Here is a 17,538-nt window from a genome sequence, read left to right as displayed (position 1 = left end):
TACAAATGCTTCGGATCAGGACGCGAATACTTTTGAAATGGCGTCTTGTGCTTCCTGCTGGATGGCCCGCAGGTGTTCGGGACTGACAAAGCTTTCCGCGTAAATCTTGTAGACATCTTCCGTGCCGGACGGACGTGCGGCGAACCAGCCGTTCTCGGTGACGACTTTCAGGCCGCCAATCGGCGCGTCATTACCCGGTGCGCGGGTCAGTTTGCTGATGATTTTGTCACCGGCGAGCGTTTCCAGCGGGAACTGTTCTGGCGTGAGTTTGCTGAGCTTTGCTTTCTGTTCCGGGTTTGCCGCTGCGTCAATGCGCTCGTAATAGGGTGTGCCGAGACGGGCGATGATTTCATGATAATGGGCGCTGGGGTTCTTGCCGGTCTTGGCTGTAATTTCAGCCGCCAGAAGGCCCAGAATGAGACCGTCTTTGTCCGTGGTCCAGACGGAGCCGTCGCGCCGCAGGAACGTGGCGCCTGCGCTTTCCTCGCCACCAAAGCCCAGCGATCCATCCATCAAACCGGGCACAAACCATTTCAGGCCGACCGGTACTTCAACCAGTTTACGTCCCATTTCGGCTGCCACGCGATCGATCAGGCCGCTGCTAACGAGTGTCTTGCCGATACCGAGTTCGGGGCTCCAATCCGGGCGGTTCTGGAACAGATAGGAAATCGCCACGGCAAGATAATGATTGGGGTTCATCAGACCATCGGGCATGGCGACAATCCCGTGGCGGTCGGCGTCTGTATCGTTGGCGAAGGCAACGTCGAAGCGGTCGCCCATTTCGATCAGACGTGCCATGGCGTAGGGGGAGGAGCAGTCCATGCGGATCTGCCCGTCCCAGTCGGCTGTCATAAATGAGAAGGTCGGGTCCACCACGTCGCTGACGACGGTAGCGTTGAGGCCGTATCGGTCGATGATAGGCTTCCAGTACGCGACAGCCGCTCCGCCTAGAGGATCGATGCCGATTTTCACGCCAGCGTCCCGAATGGCCTTCATGTCAATGACGGAGTCCAGATCGTTCACATAAGGCGTGATGAAATCGTAGCCCTTGATGCAGGCTTCCTGTCTGGCCTGGTCATAAGGAAGGCGTTTGACGTCTTTCAGGCCGTTAGCGAGGAAGTCGTTGGCCATGTCCTGAATGGCTTTGGTGATGGAGGTATCGGCCGGACCGCCATTGGTCGGGTTATATTTGAACCCGCCATCTGCAGGAGGATTATGCGACGGCGTGATGACCACGCCATCGGCAAGGCCCGTGGAGCGGCCCCTGTTGTATGTCAGGATAGCATGAGAGATGACCGGGGTCGGCGTATAGCCGCCATTTTCGTCGATCCGCACATCGATACCGTGCGCGGCAAATACCTCGATGGCGGATTTCTGCGCCGGACCAGAGAGCGCGTGACTGTCCATACCGATAAAGAGGGGGCCATCAATTCCTTCGGCCTTGCGATACCGACAAATGGCCTCGCAGATGGCAAGGATATGGTTTTCGTTAAAACTGGTGTGGAGTGAGGAGCCGCGATGGCCTGATGTACCGAAAGACACGCGCTGCGTGGAGACCGCAGGATCGGGTTCGCGATCATAATATGCCGCGATCAGGGCGGGAATGTCGGTGAGTTGGGAGGCGGAAAGTGTTTTTCCTGCCAGAGCACTGAGATGGGCCATAGCTTTAGAGATCCTTGCATCCACGTTGAATATGGTGCCGTTTGTTGACGGCCATAACGCATGAACGTCCTATCCGGACGCGTCGTTCAGGCAGGAGAACGTGTATCTGGATTGATGTCCAGAGAGATGCGTTCATTTCATGAAGATTCAATACCAATTACCATTCACGAAAATTCATCGTGGAGAAAAAACTGTTCCGGCGAGCCAAATCATAGCCTAAATCTTGGATTAATTTGATTATCTTACAGTTAAATCCAATATAAATATTGAAATTTATAATGTATTTACGAATTAAGTATAAATTAAAATTCGAAAAATATCATGTTTTATCCCATTTAGGATTATAAAATCTTTATCTGGATTCCTCTCTCACTCCAATAGTATTTCCGAACAACTCTTTTTGTGTGTGCGGATCAAAAAAGATACCCCCGACATCTTAATTTTGTGAGGCATTCTTCGTCTCTGAGCGGGCAGTCATACAAGCAGGCAGCATCACATGAATAAATTTCATGGATTAATGAAATAAAATCATTTTTTCTCACAGACGCTCTCAGGCATAACGTCTTCCAACGCGTCTCAACTCAATCAGTATAAAACTGCTTAATTAAAGATGTGAACAAATAAAATTCTCAACAGATTTAATAATAATCTGGAGAATTCTGCCCAATCGAGGGGAAACAGGAATGTCTGCCGAATTTACGTTCTCTATCAAGAAAACCCGGTTTGATGAAGACTATACACCTTCGGACGACACACGCCTGACAACCAATTTCGCCAATCTGGCCCGAGGGGAACACCGGCGCGAAAATCTGCAAAAAGTCCTGCAGATGATTGATAATCGCTTCAATTCCCTCGCACATTGGGACAATCCAAAAGCAGATCGCTATTCTGTCGAGCTCGAGATCATTTCCATCGAAATGAATATCAATGCCAGCGCGAAGCAAGACGTCTTTCCGCTCATTGAAATTCTCAACACGACTATTGTCGACAAAGTTAAAAACGAGCGGATCCCGGGCCTCTCCGGAAACAGTTTTTCGTCCTATGTTCGCGATTATGATTTCAGCGTTCTGCTCCTGAAACACAATCAGGGTCGGTCAGAGTTTCAGGTTCCCGAGCATTACGGGGATCTGCATGGCAATCTGTTCAAGGCGGCGATTCATTCGGCTGACTACAAGGCCCTGTTTGGCAAAGCACCCGTCATCTGCCTGAGCGTTTCCAGCAACAGAACCTATCATCGGACCGAAAACCATCATCCGGTTCTGGGGATCGAATACGAACAGCGCGAATTTTCCCTGACCGATCAGTATTTCGGGAAAATGGGCATGAAAGTCCGGTATTTCATGCCTGCTTTTGCCACCGCGCCGCTGGCGTTCTATTTCATCGGGAACCTTCTGTCAGACTATTCCGATCTGGAACTGATCAGCACGATCAGCACGATGGAATCATTCCAGAAAATCTACCGGCCGGAAATCTACAATGCCAATTCTCCGGCATCCGACTGCTATCAGCCCACCTTGAAGCATCAGGATTATTCGCTGACCCGGATCGTTTACGATCGTGAAGAGCGCAGCAGGCTGGCCGTTGAACAGGGTCTGTTCACGGAAGAACGCTTCATCAAGCCGTATCAGGACATTCTGGGACAGTGGTCTGCCCAGTTTCCCGCCTGATCCATCAAAAACACCAAGGCCGCAATCATCATGAAAACACTTCTCCCGACTTCGACCGCTGGCAGCCTGCCGAAACCGTCATGGCTCGCAAAGCCGGAAACCCTCTGGTCCCCCTGGAAACTTCAGGGGGAGGAACTGGTCGAAGGCAAGCAGGACGCCCTGCGCCTGACGCTGGACAACCAGAACCGTGCCGGCATTGATATCGTCAGCGACGGCGAACAGACGCGCCAGCATTTCGTCACGACATTCATCGAGCATCTGAGCGGCGTCGATTTCGAGAACCGCCAGACGGTCAAGATCCGTAACCGTTACGACGCAAGCGTGCCGTCCGTCGTGGGTGCCGTGTCGCGTGAAAAGCCCGTCTTCGTCGAAGACGCCAAGTTCCTGCGCAAGCTCACGGACAAGCCGATCAAATGGGCCCTTCCCGGCCCCATGACCATGATCGATACGCTGCATGACGCACATTACAAGAGCCGCGAAAAACTCGCCTGGGAGTTCGCCCGCATCCTGAACCAGGAAGCCCGTGAACTTGAAGCGGCGGGCGTGGACATTATCCAGTTCGATGAGCCTGCCTTCAACGTTTTCTTCGATGAAGTGAATGACTGGGGCATCGCAACGCTAGAAAAGGCCATTGAAGGCCTGAAATGCGAAACCGCCGTCCATATCTGCTACGGCTACGGCATCAAGGCGAATATTGACTGGAAGAACACTCTGGGCTCGGAGTGGAGACAGTACGAGGAGATTTTCCCCAAGCTGCAGCGGTCGAACATCGATCTGATCTCGCTGGAATGTCAGAACTCGCGCGTTCCGATGGATCTCATCGAACTCATCCGCGGTAAGAAGGTGATGGTCGGCGCCATCGACGTGGCGACCAGCACCGTTGAAACGCCGGAAGAAGTCGCCAGCACGCTACGAAAAGCGCTTCAGTTCGTCGATGCGGACAAGCTGTATCCGTCGACCAACTGCGGAATGACCCCGCTGTCCCGGCAGGTCGCAACGGGAAAGCTGAACGCTCTGAGCGCAGGCGCAGCAATCGTTCGGAAAGAACTTTCGGCCTGAGTGTTTGGTCTCATAAGCTCGCCAGATTGATTTGAGGATGATCCGTTCAGAATTCTGACCTGTCATCCAGAGTTATAAACGGCCGTGATGTTAATGAGGTACGCCTTCAGCAACGTCACGGCCGTCGTTTGATGATTGAGTTCTACCTGACCATTTCAGGTAACGATTGCGTTGTGTGAAAGGGTGTTTCAGCGCTTGACGCTGAATGCGATCTGCAAAACCCGATTGGGTCACCGATTGCTCACGACCTTCTCAGGTTGATGAGCAAAGCTACCTTTCTCAATGTCACGCTCGACATGATCCGACACCCAGATACAGCAAAAATCTCCTCAATCCTTTTCCAATGGAGGATTGAAAGCGGGATGCCGCGCGTAGCAAAGGTCGTGATCCACATCACTGTATAGCGCCACATATTACGCCGAAACGGCTCCTCCATGAATTTCCCAACGAGCTTTGAGAATTCCCGGATTACGCTTCAAAACAACATCACATCATCAAATTCCGCTAACAAACGTCTATTTCAGAAAAGTGCTCACCGAACTTTATTACAGTCACCTGAATATGATTTTCGTCATATCCGGAATGCTCATAATAGTCTCTTCCGATCCTCACTGTTTACTGCTGTGGCGAGGCGTAAACATCTCTTTCTGTGTATCTTTTTTTGCTGCCCATCCCCTTAACGGAGGCATGAAAACCGATGCTGTCTCGACCTGAAATTCTGATTGTCGGAGGTGGCGTCGCTGGCCTGTCTCTCGCAACGCGCCTCGGAAAATCGATGGGGAAACCCGGAAAAGCGCGCATTACGCTGATCGACAAGAGCTTTTCCCACGTCTGGAAACCGATGCTGCACTGCTTTGCGTCCGGCACGCTCAGCAATGAAAACGACAAGGTGAATTTTATCACACAGGCCAGCGGTCATCATTTTGAATTCTGGCCCGGTGAAGTCGCCTCTATTGATCGTGAAAACCGGGAAGTGATCCTCAGTCCGCTTCTGGAAGCAGACGGCACCGTCGTTCTGGAAAGCCGCCGTATGAAATACGACACGGTCGTCATTGCGATCGGCAGTTGCGCCAATGATTTCGGCACACCCGGCGTTAAAGAATACTGCATGTCCATCGACAACCTCGTGGAGGCCAATGCTTTCAACGAGAAATTCCGTATGGAACTGCTTCGCGCATTCGCCAATACGTCCGAACTGGACATTGCGATTGTCGGCGGTGGTGCGACCGGCGTTCAGCTTGCCGCCGAACTGCATAAGGCCCTAGAGATCGTCGGCCCATATAATCTGCACGCGTTCGGCAAGGCACCGCCCAAACTGCATGTCACGCTTCTTCAGTCAGGTCCGCGTATCCTCCCCGCTTTTCCGGAATCCGTTTCTGCGGCCGCCCAGAAGGAACTCGAACATATCGGCGTGACCGTTCAGACCAACGCCCGCGTTGCCGGAGCGGATGCCCATGGCTTTATTCTGAAAGATGGATCTTATGTTCCCGCCAAGCTGCGTGTCTGGGCGGCAGGTGTCAAAGCCCCCGAAGTCACTACTGCCTATGGCGGGCTGACGATCAACCGGACCGGCCAGATCCTCGTCAATCCGAACCTGTCTTCCATTGACGATGAGCGTATTTTCGCGCTTGGAGACTGTTCTTTCATTCAGGATGATCCCCTGCCCGCTACAGCTCAGGTTGCGGGGCAACAGGCCAAACATCTGGCCCGATATCTTCCCGCATGGATCGAGCATGGCCGGAAAGTCCCGGGCTGCGTCTTCCATAACAAAGGCGCGATCGTGGCCCTCGGAAAATACAATGGCTGGGCCGCCCTCCCGGGGGGAACCGTCTGGGGCGGGGGAATCTCGCATGGTTTTTCGGCGCGACTGGCGCATCTGATGCTGTATCGCCAGCATCAGATGGAACTCTTCGGCTATTATCGCGGTCTGATGTCCTGTTACTCGGACTGGGTGGAAACCTTTGTGCGTCCCTCCGTCCGACTGGACTGATAGGACGTCGCGAGGCTCGTTACATCATGACGTATGCAAACGTTCCGTAGAGTTTTCCCTGAATTCAGACGCTCTGACTTTCGCGGATCAGGCGATGAATGAAAGCGAGTTTGTGCATGACACCTGCCGTCAGCACAAATGGATAGAAATCCGCCAGCCCCATGGAGCGGTTCAGACTGTTCACAGCATAGGTCAGGGGCAGCCAAGCCTGCATGATGTCTTCGAAAGATGCCTGCGTATAGGGATCTTCGAGTGTTCGCCCGAAAGCATGGCCGATCCCCTCAAGACGCGGATTGACGCTGACACCGAAAGCACAGGCGGTTTCGAGCGTTGAGACGATATGCAGATAATGCGCCCAGGTTTCTGCAAAATCCTCCCACGGATGGGATGTCGCATAGACGCTGACATGATTGTCCTGCCATTGGGGTGGCGGGGGGCTGTCATAATAGACCTGAAGTGCCTGCTGATAATCCGCCCGATCATCACCGAAAACGGCTCGACACTCCTCCAGCCGCCCAGCGTCGCGCACTAGCAGGTTCCAGTAATAATGCCCGATCTCGTGCCGGAAATGCCCGAGAAGCGTGCGGTAATATTCTCCCATCTCGACACGCATCCGTTCGCGCGTAGCATCGTCGGCTTCGCGCATGGCGATGGTAATGACGCCGTTGGAATGCCCCGTCATGACGGGTGCCGATCCGTCCGGCGCATCATCAAGGAAGTCGAACACAAGCCCGTTCTCCGGGGCCTGACGGCGATCCCGAATGGGCAGTCTGAGGCGCAAAAGCGTGTAGAATAGGCGGTGCTTGGCCACCTCGATCTTGCGCCAACGCTCCAGATTTCCGGGGATGTCAAGGCTTGGAATCGTACGGTTGAAGCGACAGGCAAAACAGAATGACCTGTCACTGTGCGGGTCAGGTTCGGTCAGCCAGTTGCAGACGTCATGATCATGATTGGAGCAGTAGCGCAGACTCTCATGCCGGGCCGAGGGCTCAAGCGGGTGCCACAGCCGCTCCCCAGCCGGGTCCAGCGCAGTCAGCAGTGACTGTTCCGGAAGGTACCCGACAGGATGGCGGCAGTGCTCGCAAACCGTGTTTTCAAAAAAGAGAATCTGTCCGCAGAACTGGCACTCAAAGAGCTTCATGGGAATGCATTACACCGCCTTCCCCGATCATGGCCAGTTCCGGAGCAATGTTCCCGACGGGAAGCGGTGTCGCACGCATCGTGACTTCAAACGTGGCCTTGCAGCGGTCCAGCAGTCCTGAAATGGGCGCGGTTTCCTCGGGACGCCCGGCGACCGCCAGCGGAATGTGATGCTGCGCCACCATCAGACCGGACGTCGTATCAAAACCAACCCAGCCACTTTCCGGAATCCATGCTTCAGCCCAGGCGTGCAGGTCACAGCTCAGGCCATTGACGTCATCCGGCTGGATCAGATAGCCCGACACAAACCGCGCCGAAAACCCCAGATGCCGCAGGATCGTTACCAGAAGCCACGCGCTGTCACGACATGAGCCGCTTTCCCGCTGCAACGTCTCTTCAGGCGTCCACACGCCGGGCTCAAATCTGCGCTGATAGGTCAGACGCTCCGCCACAGCCCGGTTGAGATCCGCCACCACGGACGGAACCCTCTGCTCACCCGCGATCCGCCAGGCTTCGACGAAGCGGGACACCTGCGCCCCAGCCGTATCGACATCCCGGTAGGCGGCACAGACCGGTATTTCCGACTCTCCTGCCTCACCCGGCTGGCTACCCAGATCCACCTCCATACTGACCGAAACATCAAACGCCGTAACGCGCTCTGGAACCCGGACTTCCGCCACACGGTTGCCGTACGCATCGTGCCGCCAGAGCACATCCGCAGTGTCCGGCGATATGTCGAGCGCATAATTCCGGATGACAGAGGCCACACGCGGCACCGGACACAGACGCACGGTCTGACGGCCCAGAAAGACAGGTCGGTCATACTGATATCGGGTATGGTGACGCAGTACGACGCGGGAATTCATGCTCGGCAGGCCCTGAGGACAATCAGTTTCAGAAATGCATTCCTGACACAGGATTTTCGGGCCATCCTGCTCCGGCAACCACCGGGTCTGATGGCCGTTCAAACCATTACCCTATCAGTCTTGTCGGGAACCGCAACAATTTCCGCCACACTTCCCACGATCTGTCCAAACGCCAAATTTCACGCTTGGCAAAGCGTCGAAATCTTGCTCCGTTAATAAAATATCGTAACGAACCGGCACGGCTGATCGGGCTTTCCTTCAGCAAACGGGGTCAGGAAAAAACAGGGTGTGAGGCAGAGAATGAGCAAGCCGGTTTTGCAGTCTCCCGATCCCTCCGCGACCAGTCTTTCCGCACTGGCTCCGGCAAAGGCCGCGGCAGGTATTTTCGCCGCCTATGACACACCGGATTTTTTCTGCGAACTCATGCGCCGGACGGATGACATACCCCCCGCACTCAGGACCGTGCGAGACCGTCTGGCTGGTTTTGATCTTTCGGAACTGCGCCACCGCACCAGCACGGCTGAGACACAACTCTACCGGTTGGGCATCACTTTCACCGTCTATTCCGACCGCGAAGCGATCGACCGCATCCTCCCCTTCGACATGATCCCGCGCGTTCTCACCGCCTTAGAATGGGATCATATCGACCGGGGCGTGCAGCAGCGCGTCAAGGCGCTCAACCTGTTCCTGCGGGACATCTATCATGAGCGTCATGTTCTGCGGGATGGAATCATCCCTGCCAGTCTGGTGCTCGGTAATCCCAATTACTGCGACGCCATGGTTGGCGTCCGCGTCCCCGGTGACGTCTATGTCCATATCAACGGGACCGACCTGATCCGCGACAGCAGCGGCCGCTTCATGGTGCTTGAAGACAATGCGCGCACGCCGTCGGGCGTCTCTTACGTCATCGAGAACCGGCACATGATGCTGCGCCTGATGCCCGACCTTGCCTCAGGCATGCCCCTGCGCTCGGTTGAGGAATATGGCCTCAAACTGCATCAGACCCTCTGCGAGGTCGCGCCCGAGAGTGTGACCGATCCGCAGGTCGTCCTGTTCTCGCCGGGCATCTACAATTCCGCCTATTTCGAACATGTCTTTCTGGCCCGCGAGATGGGCGTGCCCCTTGTCGAAGGCCGGGATCTGATCGTCGAGAACCATCGCGTCTATATGCGGACCGTCGCAGGGCTGCGGCCCGTTCATGCGATCTATCGCCGCCTCAACGATGAATATCTGGACCCGCTGGCGTTCAATCCGGACAGCATGCTCGGCGTTCCCGGCCTTGTGGAAGCCTATCGCCGGGGTAACGTGACGCTGGCGAACGCTCTGGGAACGGGCGTTGCGGACGACAAGGCCGTATACGCCTATATGCCCCGCCTCATCCGCTATTATCTTGGCGAAGACCCGATCCTCGACAGCGTCCAGACCCATATCTGCGCCGAGCCGGAGGGGCTGGCCTATACGCTGGCCAATATGAACAAGTTGGTCATCAAACCCGTCGGCGAGTCCGGTGGCTACGGCTTGTTGATAGGCTCGCAGGCCACCCAGACCGAACTGGACGAATTCCGTGCGAAGCTGCTCGAAGATCCTTCCAATTATATCAGCCAGCCGGTCATCGACCTCTCGGTCTCTCCCACGCTTTGTCCCAGCGGTGTGGAGGCCCGGCATGTGGACCTGCGACCTTTCGCCCTGACCGGAAAAAATACATGGGTCCTCCCCGGTGGCCTGTCCCGCGTAGCCCTTCGCAAGGGCTCGCTGGTCGTCAATTCCTCACAGGGCGGCGGCTCGAAAGACACCTGGGTGATGGCCCGATGACACAGACCGGCACACGCTTTCCCGCCATGCTCGCCAATCTCAACACGCTGCTGTCGCGCTATGGCGAGAGCATGATGTGGCTCGCCCGTTATATGGAGCGGATCGAAAATCTCGCCCGTATTCTGGAAGTGACGGAAGCCTTCGTCCGCAATGCTGATGGCAGCCCGGGATGGGATTCCATCCTTCAGATCAATTCTGATGAAGAGCGCTACGCCACCCTTTATGCGCTGCCCGCGACGGAAGAAAACATCCTCGCGTTCTACATCACGGAAAGCACGAACCCGACGTCCATCCGCGCCATGGCGCATATGGCCCGCGAAAATGCCCGTTCAGCCCGTCCGCTGATCTCCACCGAAATGTGGATGCAGCTCAATATTTTCACCCAGAGCATGATGGAGCTGTCCACGCCCGACATCCGCCGCAATGGTCTGTCCGGGCTATGCAACCGTATCAAACAGGACTGCCAGACGCATTTCGGCGTTACCGAAGGCACCCTGTACCGCGATCAGGCGTGGCTGTTCTATCTGCTGGGGAAATATCTGGAGCGTTCCGACCAGATCACCCGTCTAATCGACATCCGATACCATACGCTGCTGCCGGGCGGCGAAATCTCTGGCTCGCAGATGGACCTGACGCAATGGGGGGCCGTCCTGCGTTCGGCTGCAGCCTATCATGCCTTCCGCCGCCTCCAGCCGGTGACGATCACACCGGCCAATGTCGTGGGGTTTTTGCTTAAAAACGAAGGGTTTCCGCGCTCCTTGATGCTCAATCTGCGACAGGTGGAAAGCACGCTTAACGCCTTGTCCACACACTACAATCTCCGCCACCAATGCGGACCACTACAGGAACGCATCATCAATCTGAGGGCCACGCTCGAAGACCAGACCGTCGAGGAGATCATTTCCCGCGGATTGCACGAATACATGACTTATATTCAGGACGAGCTAGGGGCCTTGCAGGCGGAAGTTTCCGTCACGTTCTGGCCAATCGCTCCGGTCATGACGCGACAGACAACTTTCAGTCCGCAGTAAGTCCGGGAGCGGGGCGCGGGACATTGGCAATCCTCAGCGATATGCCCGCGTCCCGCAGCAGTTCGGCGCAGGCGGGATCGATTCCATCATCCGTAATCACGACGTCGAATTCAGACAGGAGCGCCAGCCGGTTCATGGCCACAGTGTCGAACTTCCGGCTGTCTGCCAGAAGAACGCGGCAATCCGCCACATCCATCAGGGCCCGCTTGGCCTGAATGATGTCCTCAACCTGATGATAGGCCGTCACGCCCGATATTGCGGCCGCCGACACGAATGCCATGTTGATCCGCATGGACATCACAGCCTGCTCGCAGATCCTTCCCACAAAAGCATCGAACGTCGGACTATAACGTCCTCCCAGACCGATCAGACCGACCGTTTCGCAAGGCCCCAGACGGCTGACGAGGCCCAGACTGTTCGTCACGACCGTCAACTGGGCGATTTCGCACAGCGTGTCCGCCATCGCCCCTGCGGTTGTGGAATCATCCAGCGCTACGGTGTCGCCTTGGCTCACCATAGAGGCGGCCAAGGTCGCGATCGCCTGCTTTTCAGCAACGGCCTGCGCCCTGCGATACACCACACTTGCCGATGCGCCGATGTTCGGAAGAGTCGTGATGTCCGTTCCGATCCGCCGGACCAGACCCTGCGCGCAGAGCACCAGAAGATCCCGGTTGATCGAAGCCCGACTGAGCGAAAAGCGCTTCAGCAGGTCCGCGACCGGCACCACGCCATGTTCGGTGACATAATCAAGAATCCCGCGCCGGCGGCCAGACAGTGCCTGCCCTTCCGTAAGCAGGGCACTCATCATGCAGGAACCTTCGGAGAGACCACATCACGCACGCTCTCGACCAGATCCATGAAATCCGCTGGATTCCAGCCTGCCCGGCCGATCAGCACGCCGTCCACGTCCGGCAGGGCCACATAGTCGCGGATATTGCCGCGCGAAACGCTACCGCCATAAAGCAGCGGAATCCGCACGGAACTGCCCTGCATCGCGATCTCTTTCACGACACCACGCAGCGTCGTATGGATCTGGGAGACGAAAGCCGGTTCAGCAGGACGGCCTGCCGATCCGATGGCCCAGACAGGCTCATAGACCACGAGAACCCGTTCAAGGTCTTCCTGTGAAACCCCATGCAGCGCAATTTTTGTCTGCCGCGCCAGTGTCTCCTGCGACACACCGAACTCATATTCGTCGAGCGTATCCCCAATGCAGATCAAAGGACGCAGACCATGCCGAAGCGCTGCACGGACCTTCAGGTTGACCGTCCAGTCCGTTTCCCCGAAATGCTGCCGACGTTCAGAATGCCCCAGCACGACAATAGACGCGCCGCATTCGGCGATCATCGGCGCGGAAATTTCACCCGTCCACGCCCCATTGTCTTCCCAATACATATTCTGCGCGCCGACCATCAGAGGGCTGTCCTGAAGGACTGCTCCCACATCCCGCAGCGACGTGGCGGGTGGGGCCAGAAAACACCGGACGCCCTCAGGGGGACGAAAAAACGCTAGGGCGCGGGCATCCGCAATGGCTTCAGCCGGCCCCTTGTTCATTTTCCAGTTCGTCCCGACCCAGATGCTTTTCTGATTCACGATGCCTCTCCCGACAGCTTTCCGACCCGCTGGATCGTCACGACGATTCTCCTGACCCCAGACCGACCAGAATTTTCTTTAGCGTTAAACAGTAACATAGAAAATGTCATGCGTCTCATGAATAACGATACATCCCGCAACTCAGCGACAGTTCGGAATAAAGCGATCAGCATCTTTCCGACGTCTCTTATGTTGCCAACCGGCCCCTGCACGCCCATACAGACAACACGATATTGCAGGTCCTGCCCGGGGCGATCCGTGCTGATTTTCGCTGGATTTCAGCCATTCGGCGTATGACGGCCTGCTTCTGGAGACGGAGCACGCACACGACCCGAGAAACAGCCGCAACCGCCTTTCTGACGGCCCGGAACATTCCTTTCAGCGTTCATGATTATGAGTATGCCCCCAATGGCGGTCTGATCGGGATGCAGGCGGCAGAAGCCATCGGCGTGGCGCCGGAAGACGTGCTCAAGACGCTGGTTGTCGAAGTGGATAAGAAACAGGCCGTCTGTGTCGTCGCCCCCGCGCATCAGCGCATGAATCTGAAGAAGGTGGCAGCTTTGTTCAACGGGCGGAATGCCCGCATGATGAGCCCTGAAAAGGCGCATGAGCTGACAGGCTTCGAGTCTGGCGGCACAAGCCCGTTCGGATCGAAAACCCCAATCCCAGTTGTCCTGTCGCAGGACGCTATGCCGCGCACGCATGTTTATATCAATGCGGGTCGTCAGGGGCTGGTCGTGCGGATCACACCCGCCGACGCCCAGCAGGCCACGGATGCCAAAGTCGCCGATATCGCGGCGGACTGAATGTCGTGAGCGTTTCCGGGAATGCCGCCACAGGCAAGCTCTCCCCGGAGCGTGCGCTTTCGGGGCCGCAGAGGGATCTGTTGCAGCGCGTGATTTCATTCTGCGAATGCCACCGACAGGACGACAGTGCCCTTTTCATTATTGAGGGTGCAGCGGGGACAGGAAAAAGCGTCGTCCTGAACGCAATCTTCAACACGCTCCAGACCCGGGCACGAAATGGTTCACCCGCCGACCCGCTGAAGGGTCTGCGAAACATGCTGATCGTCAATCACCCGGAGATGCTCAAGCTCTATCGCAATATCGCGACCACCATGCCCAATCTGCGCAAGAGCGACTACGAACGCCCCACGACCTTCATCAATAAATCCGCAAAGACCGGACAACGCGCGGATATTGTGCTGGTGGACGAGGCGCATCTGCTGCTGACCCGTCCGGACCGGTACAATCACTTCTCCCAGCAGAACCATCTGGAAGAAATCCTGCGATGGGCGCGGATCGTGGTGGTCGTGTTCGATCCTTTGCAGGTTCTGAAATTCAAGAGCCACTGGTCCAGTGATCTTCTCGAGAGCTTCCGCAAAGATCGCCCTTCAGAGACTTTCCATCTTAAAACCCAGTTCCGTGTCGCGGCCAATACCGCCACATGTTCATGGATCGACGCTTTAGGGCAAGGTAAGATCCTGTCCCGGCCAAAAGATCCGCGCTTCGATCTGCGGATCTATGACGACTGCGCAAAACTGTATTCAGATCTGCGTGACTACAATGCGAAATACGGCCTCAGTCGTCTGCTCTCGACTTATGACTACCCATACACGCTCAATGGTGAAGACCACTTCATCACCGAAGGCAACTTCCATTTACGATGGGATCGTTCCCTGCCGAGCGAAAAACTCCCTTGGGCCGAGCGCCCGGATACGATCAACGAGGTCGGGTCCGTCTATACGATCCAGGGGTTCGACCTGAATTATGCCGGGGTCATTCTCGGACCGTCCCTGTTTTATGATGCGGAACATGACCGGATCGGCGTAAGGCCGGAAAGGTACGAAGATAGCGCGGCCTTTCAGGGGCGGGATGGAATCGCTGCACCCGAAGAGGCAAAAAAGCGCGTTATTCTCAATGCCCTAAACGTCATCCTCACGCGTGGGATTCATGGGCTGTTTCTATATGCCCACGACCCTGCCCTGCGCGCGCGCCTGCTGAAACGCTGATCTTCTGCACTCACGTGGGCGTGGGTTGTCAGGCCTGAGCCATTCTGTTCCTTTAGCGGTAAAGGAGATCTCAGCCATGGCTCGTCAGACATTTCTAACCTTCGCTTTCAGCGTCGGCATTGCAGCACTTACTACCGCCTCTCCCCTCCTCGCCGCCGAAACCGTCGACAAAGGCACACTTCCGTCCGGCAATGTGCAGGTCATCGGACGCTTTTCCAACGCCCAACCTTCCGGCATTGCCGTTCTGCCTGATGGACGCCTGGTGCTCGGCTTCCCCCGGAGCGCGCACGAACATTCCGGCCCCAGGCTGGGGCTGTATACGAAGGGTAAGCTGACCCCCTTCCCCGATGCTGCCGCACAGGAACAGTTCGTCTCGCCGCTCGGCATGACCATTGATACCAACGGACAGCTCTGGGTTCTGGATGAAGGCATGGTCGCTGGCACGGGAACAGTAGCAGGCGCGCAAAAGCTCTTCCGGATTGACCCCGCGAGCGGAAAAATCGCGCAGGTCATTCCCCTCAGCGCCCCAGCCCTTCTGCCGGACAGCCACGTCAATGACGTCCGCATCGACCTGACTCATGGCAAGGCGGGAACCGCTTTCATTACCGACACGTCCGTCGACGTGCATCCTGCACTGATCGTCGTTGATCTGGCCACGGGACATCAGCGTCGCATTCTGGCGGACACGGTCTCCGTCATGCCGGTTCCGGGCTTTGTTGCCGTAATGGACGGCGTGGCAGGACGCTACGATCCAGCGCATGCCACGATCCCTCAGGGGGGCGTAAACGGGATTGCCCTCAGCCCAGACCAACAGACGCTTTACTGGCAGCCGCAGAGCAGCCGCCGCCTCTATTCTGCGCCAACCGCTGTTCTGTCTGATTCGAACACCAGCGAAGCCAATCTGGAAAAGGCTGTGAAGGATGAAGGCGAAACCGGAGTGGGCGATGGTATAGCAACTGGCCCGGACGGTTCGCTCTACATCACGGATGATGAGCGCCATGCCATCCTGCGCCACCGGCCGGATGGTCAGGTTTCCGTGGTGGCACATGATCCGCGCCTGACCGAACCCGATGGCTTGACCTACGCCAATGGCGCTTTGTACGGCACGGTCGGACAATGGGCACGGCTACCCGTTTTTCATAACGGCAAAGATCTTGAAGTCATGCCTTATATCGTCGTGAAGATCGCACCGCTGAACTGAAGAGATTTCCTGCCGGAGAGCAATCACCAGCCCTCCGGCACCAGCCTTCTTTCATCAGATCCCGCTCCCGTGAGACCTTCTGGCGAGGAAGACGCCCCTGGATTATAACTCCTGCGGCTCCCGATGCCTGTACCAACACTGACCGTTCCATGAATCTGATGATCCGATGGTATCGAGTTCTCCTGCCGCCCGGAACCGGTCACGGCAAAGGGCTTCAAGAGCGCCGCGCGGGCATCAACAGTTCGTGGAGGCAGATGAGAACACCCTGTCACCCCTACTGCCAGAGACATCACGACAAAAAATCGCTGTGCCACACGAACCTCCCAAATACAGATTGCCTGCCATAGAGAGCATCCGGCACGACAAAGCGTGCAGTTGCGTGAATGAAAGACACATTTTACTGAAAGGGAGCTTAGTACTCAACCTTACTGCAACATTTAAAAATGTATGAGGGGACCTGGTGGAGAGAGTTGGATTCGAACCAACGTAGGCGTACGCCAGCGGATTTACAGTCCGCCCCCTTTAGCCACTCGGGCACCTCTCCGGGTCGGCGGTTGAGATATGGCGGATTGACGGCTATGTCAATCGCCTGTTGTCGATTATATGCTTTTTATGGCCAGAAGATCTCCCTCCCGCTCCGCTCCCGACCGTTCTACGGATCGCTCCCCCCCTCCATCCGCACGTGCTGACCAGCCTGCCCGTTCCTCGGGTGAGCGCTCTGGCGGACGTAGTGGCCGTTCCGGTCGCGGTCATGCTGGCAACTCCGGTTCCGGCTACTGGATTTATGGGCACCATGCCGTGCAGGCGGCGCTCGCCAATCCTGAGCGTGTGATTCATGATTTTCTGGCGACACGCGAAGCCGCGGCGTCTTTCGAAGGCGCATCGCACAAGCCGCAGATTGTGGACCGTGAGCGCCTCGACAAACTCTGTGAGCGCGATGCCGTGCATCAGGGTGTCTGCTTGCGGGTTGAGCCTCTGGAGACACTCGCCATTCTCGATATTGTCGAGCGCACCGGCCCGGTTCTGGTGCTGGATCAGGTGACGGACCCACGCAATATCGGCGCTATTCTCAGATCAGCTGCGGCGTTCGGAGCGGCGGCACTTCTGGTGCAGGATCGCAATGCCCCGCAGGAAAGCGGCGCCATGGCGAAGGCTGCTTCAGGCGCACTCGACCTCGTTCCCATTCTGCGTGAGGTCAATCTCTCCCGTGCCCTTCAGGCGCTTCAGGCCGAGAATTTTTGGGTTGTCGGTCTGGATGCCGGTGGCACACGACTGGATGGAAAAGGGTTTGTCGGGCGTCGTGTGGCGCTGGTTCTGGGGGCCGAAGGGGCTGGATTGCGCCGCCTGACGCGTGAGACCTGCGACGAGATCGCCAGCGTTTACATGCCCGGCGACATGGAGAGCCTGAACGTCTCCAATGCTGCGGCGGTCGCGCTGTACGAACTCGTCCGGCCCGTCTGACTGAAAATCCGGGAGCGACTAAGAGCTCCCGGACTGCCTCAAAGC

14 protein-coding genes and 1 tRNA gene are annotated in these 17,538 nt (G+C 56.7%); 9 read left to right on the top strand and 6 right to left on the bottom strand.

The window, feature by feature from the left end:
- Window positions 1-15 precede the first annotated feature (15 nt).
- Complete coding sequence (gene pgm / locus GKO01_RS10425) at window positions 16-1,662, bottom strand: phosphoglucomutase (alpha-D-glucose-1,6-bisphosphate-dependent) (protein ID WP_099287040.1); 1,647 nt, start codon at window positions 1,660-1,662, stop codon at window positions 16-18.
- A gap of 683 nt (window positions 1,663-2,345) precedes the next feature.
- On the opposite strand from pgm, the gene GKO01_RS10420 reads away from it, so the two are divergent.
- The 3 genes from GKO01_RS10420 to GKO01_RS10410 all read left to right on the top strand — a co-directional run bounded on the left by GKO01_RS10420 (window position 2,346) and on the right by GKO01_RS10410 (window position 6,378).
- Window positions 2,346-3,329 (top strand): DUF1852 domain-containing protein, encoded by a 984-nt coding sequence (locus GKO01_RS10420; protein WP_099287039.1) that lies wholly within the window; start codon window positions 2,346-2,348, stop codon window positions 3,327-3,329.
- A 30-nt stretch (window positions 3,330-3,359) separates the two neighbouring features.
- A complete protein-coding gene (locus GKO01_RS10415; RefSeq protein WP_099287038.1) occupies window positions 3,360-4,388 on the top strand; it encodes a methionine synthase in 1,029 nt (342 codons plus the stop codon).
- A 697-nt stretch (window positions 4,389-5,085) separates the two neighbouring features.
- Complete coding sequence (locus tag GKO01_RS10410; RefSeq protein WP_099287037.1) at window positions 5,086-6,378, top strand: NAD(P)/FAD-dependent oxidoreductase; 1,293 nt, start codon at window positions 5,086-5,088, stop codon at window positions 6,376-6,378.
- A gap of 64 nt (window positions 6,379-6,442) precedes the next feature.
- On the opposite strand, the gene GKO01_RS10405 is transcribed toward GKO01_RS10410, so the two are convergent.
- Together GKO01_RS10405 and GKO01_RS10400 are read right to left on the bottom strand one after the other, a co-directional pair.
- On the bottom strand, window positions 6,443-7,519 hold the full coding sequence (locus tag GKO01_RS10405; RefSeq protein WP_099287036.1) for a zinc-binding metallopeptidase family protein: 1,077 nt from the start codon (window positions 7,517-7,519) through the stop codon (window positions 6,443-6,445).
- On the bottom strand, window positions 7,506-8,384 hold the full coding sequence (locus tag GKO01_RS10400) for a transglutaminase family protein (RefSeq protein ID WP_099287099.1): 879 nt from the start codon (window positions 8,382-8,384) through the stop codon (window positions 7,506-7,508). Before GKO01_RS10400 ends, GKO01_RS10405 begins: the two co-directional genes overlap by 14 nt.
- Before the next feature lie 300 nt (window positions 8,385-8,684).
- On the opposite strand from GKO01_RS10400, the gene GKO01_RS10395 reads away from it, so the two are divergent.
- Window positions 8,685-10,196, top strand: a complete 1,512-nt coding sequence (locus GKO01_RS10395) for a circularly permuted type 2 ATP-grasp protein (RefSeq protein ID WP_099287035.1) — start codon at window positions 8,685-8,687, stop codon at window positions 10,194-10,196.
- Complete coding sequence (locus tag GKO01_RS10390; RefSeq protein ID WP_244901418.1) at window positions 10,193-11,227, top strand: alpha-E domain-containing protein; 1,035 nt, start codon at window positions 10,193-10,195, stop codon at window positions 11,225-11,227. The genes GKO01_RS10395 and GKO01_RS10390 overlap by 4 nt, the downstream gene beginning before the upstream one ends.
- Here the strand turns inward: GKO01_RS10390 and GKO01_RS10385 are convergent.
- Window positions 11,214-12,035: a DeoR/GlpR family DNA-binding transcription regulator gene (locus GKO01_RS10385; RefSeq protein WP_244901417.1), complete on the bottom strand. Its 822-nt coding sequence runs from the start codon at window positions 12,033-12,035 to the stop codon at window positions 11,214-11,216. The genes GKO01_RS10390 and GKO01_RS10385 overlap by 14 nt on opposite strands.
- Window positions 12,032-12,823 (bottom strand): triose-phosphate isomerase, encoded by a 792-nt coding sequence (locus GKO01_RS10380; RefSeq protein WP_099287034.1) that lies wholly within the window; start codon window positions 12,821-12,823, stop codon window positions 12,032-12,034. Before GKO01_RS10380 ends, GKO01_RS10385 begins: the two co-directional genes overlap by 4 nt.
- Window positions 12,824-13,113: 290 nt before the next feature.
- Here GKO01_RS10380 and GKO01_RS10370 point away from each other — a divergent pair, with 290 nt between their 5' ends.
- The 3 genes from GKO01_RS10370 (at window position 13,114) to GKO01_RS10360 (ending at window position 16,032) form a co-directional block, all read left to right on the top strand.
- Window positions 13,114-13,626: an aminoacyl-tRNA deacylase gene (locus GKO01_RS10370; protein WP_099287096.1), complete on the top strand. Its 513-nt coding sequence runs from the start codon at window positions 13,114-13,116 to the stop codon at window positions 13,624-13,626.
- Between the two features lie 5 nt (window positions 13,627-13,631).
- Window positions 13,632-14,831 (top strand): DUF2075 domain-containing protein, encoded by a 1,200-nt coding sequence (locus tag GKO01_RS10365; RefSeq protein ID WP_099287032.1) that lies wholly within the window; start codon window positions 13,632-13,634, stop codon window positions 14,829-14,831.
- Between the two features lie 76 nt (window positions 14,832-14,907).
- Complete coding sequence (locus GKO01_RS10360) at window positions 14,908-16,032, top strand: SMP-30/gluconolactonase/LRE family protein (RefSeq protein ID WP_099287031.1); 1,125 nt, start codon at window positions 14,908-14,910, stop codon at window positions 16,030-16,032.
- A 458-nt stretch (window positions 16,033-16,490) separates the two neighbouring features.
- On the opposite strand, the gene GKO01_RS10355 is transcribed toward GKO01_RS10360, so the two are convergent.
- Window positions 16,491-16,576 (bottom strand) — tRNA-Tyr (locus GKO01_RS10355).
- 68 nt (window positions 16,577-16,644) lie between these two features.
- Between GKO01_RS10355 and rlmB the strand changes: the two genes are divergently transcribed.
- Complete coding sequence (gene rlmB, locus GKO01_RS10350) at window positions 16,645-17,493, top strand: 23S rRNA (guanosine(2251)-2'-O)-methyltransferase RlmB (RefSeq protein WP_174694286.1); 849 nt, start codon at window positions 16,645-16,647, stop codon at window positions 17,491-17,493.
- The last annotated feature ends 45 nt before the right edge of the window (window positions 17,494-17,538 follow it).

It is taken from the genome of Gluconobacter kondonii (assembly GCF_002723995.1).
Lineage (GTDB): Bacteria > Pseudomonadota > Alphaproteobacteria > Acetobacterales > Acetobacteraceae > Gluconobacter > Gluconobacter kondonii.
The sequence above is the reverse complement of the archived record's forward strand: the minus strand, read 5'-3'. Positions and strand labels throughout refer to the sequence as shown.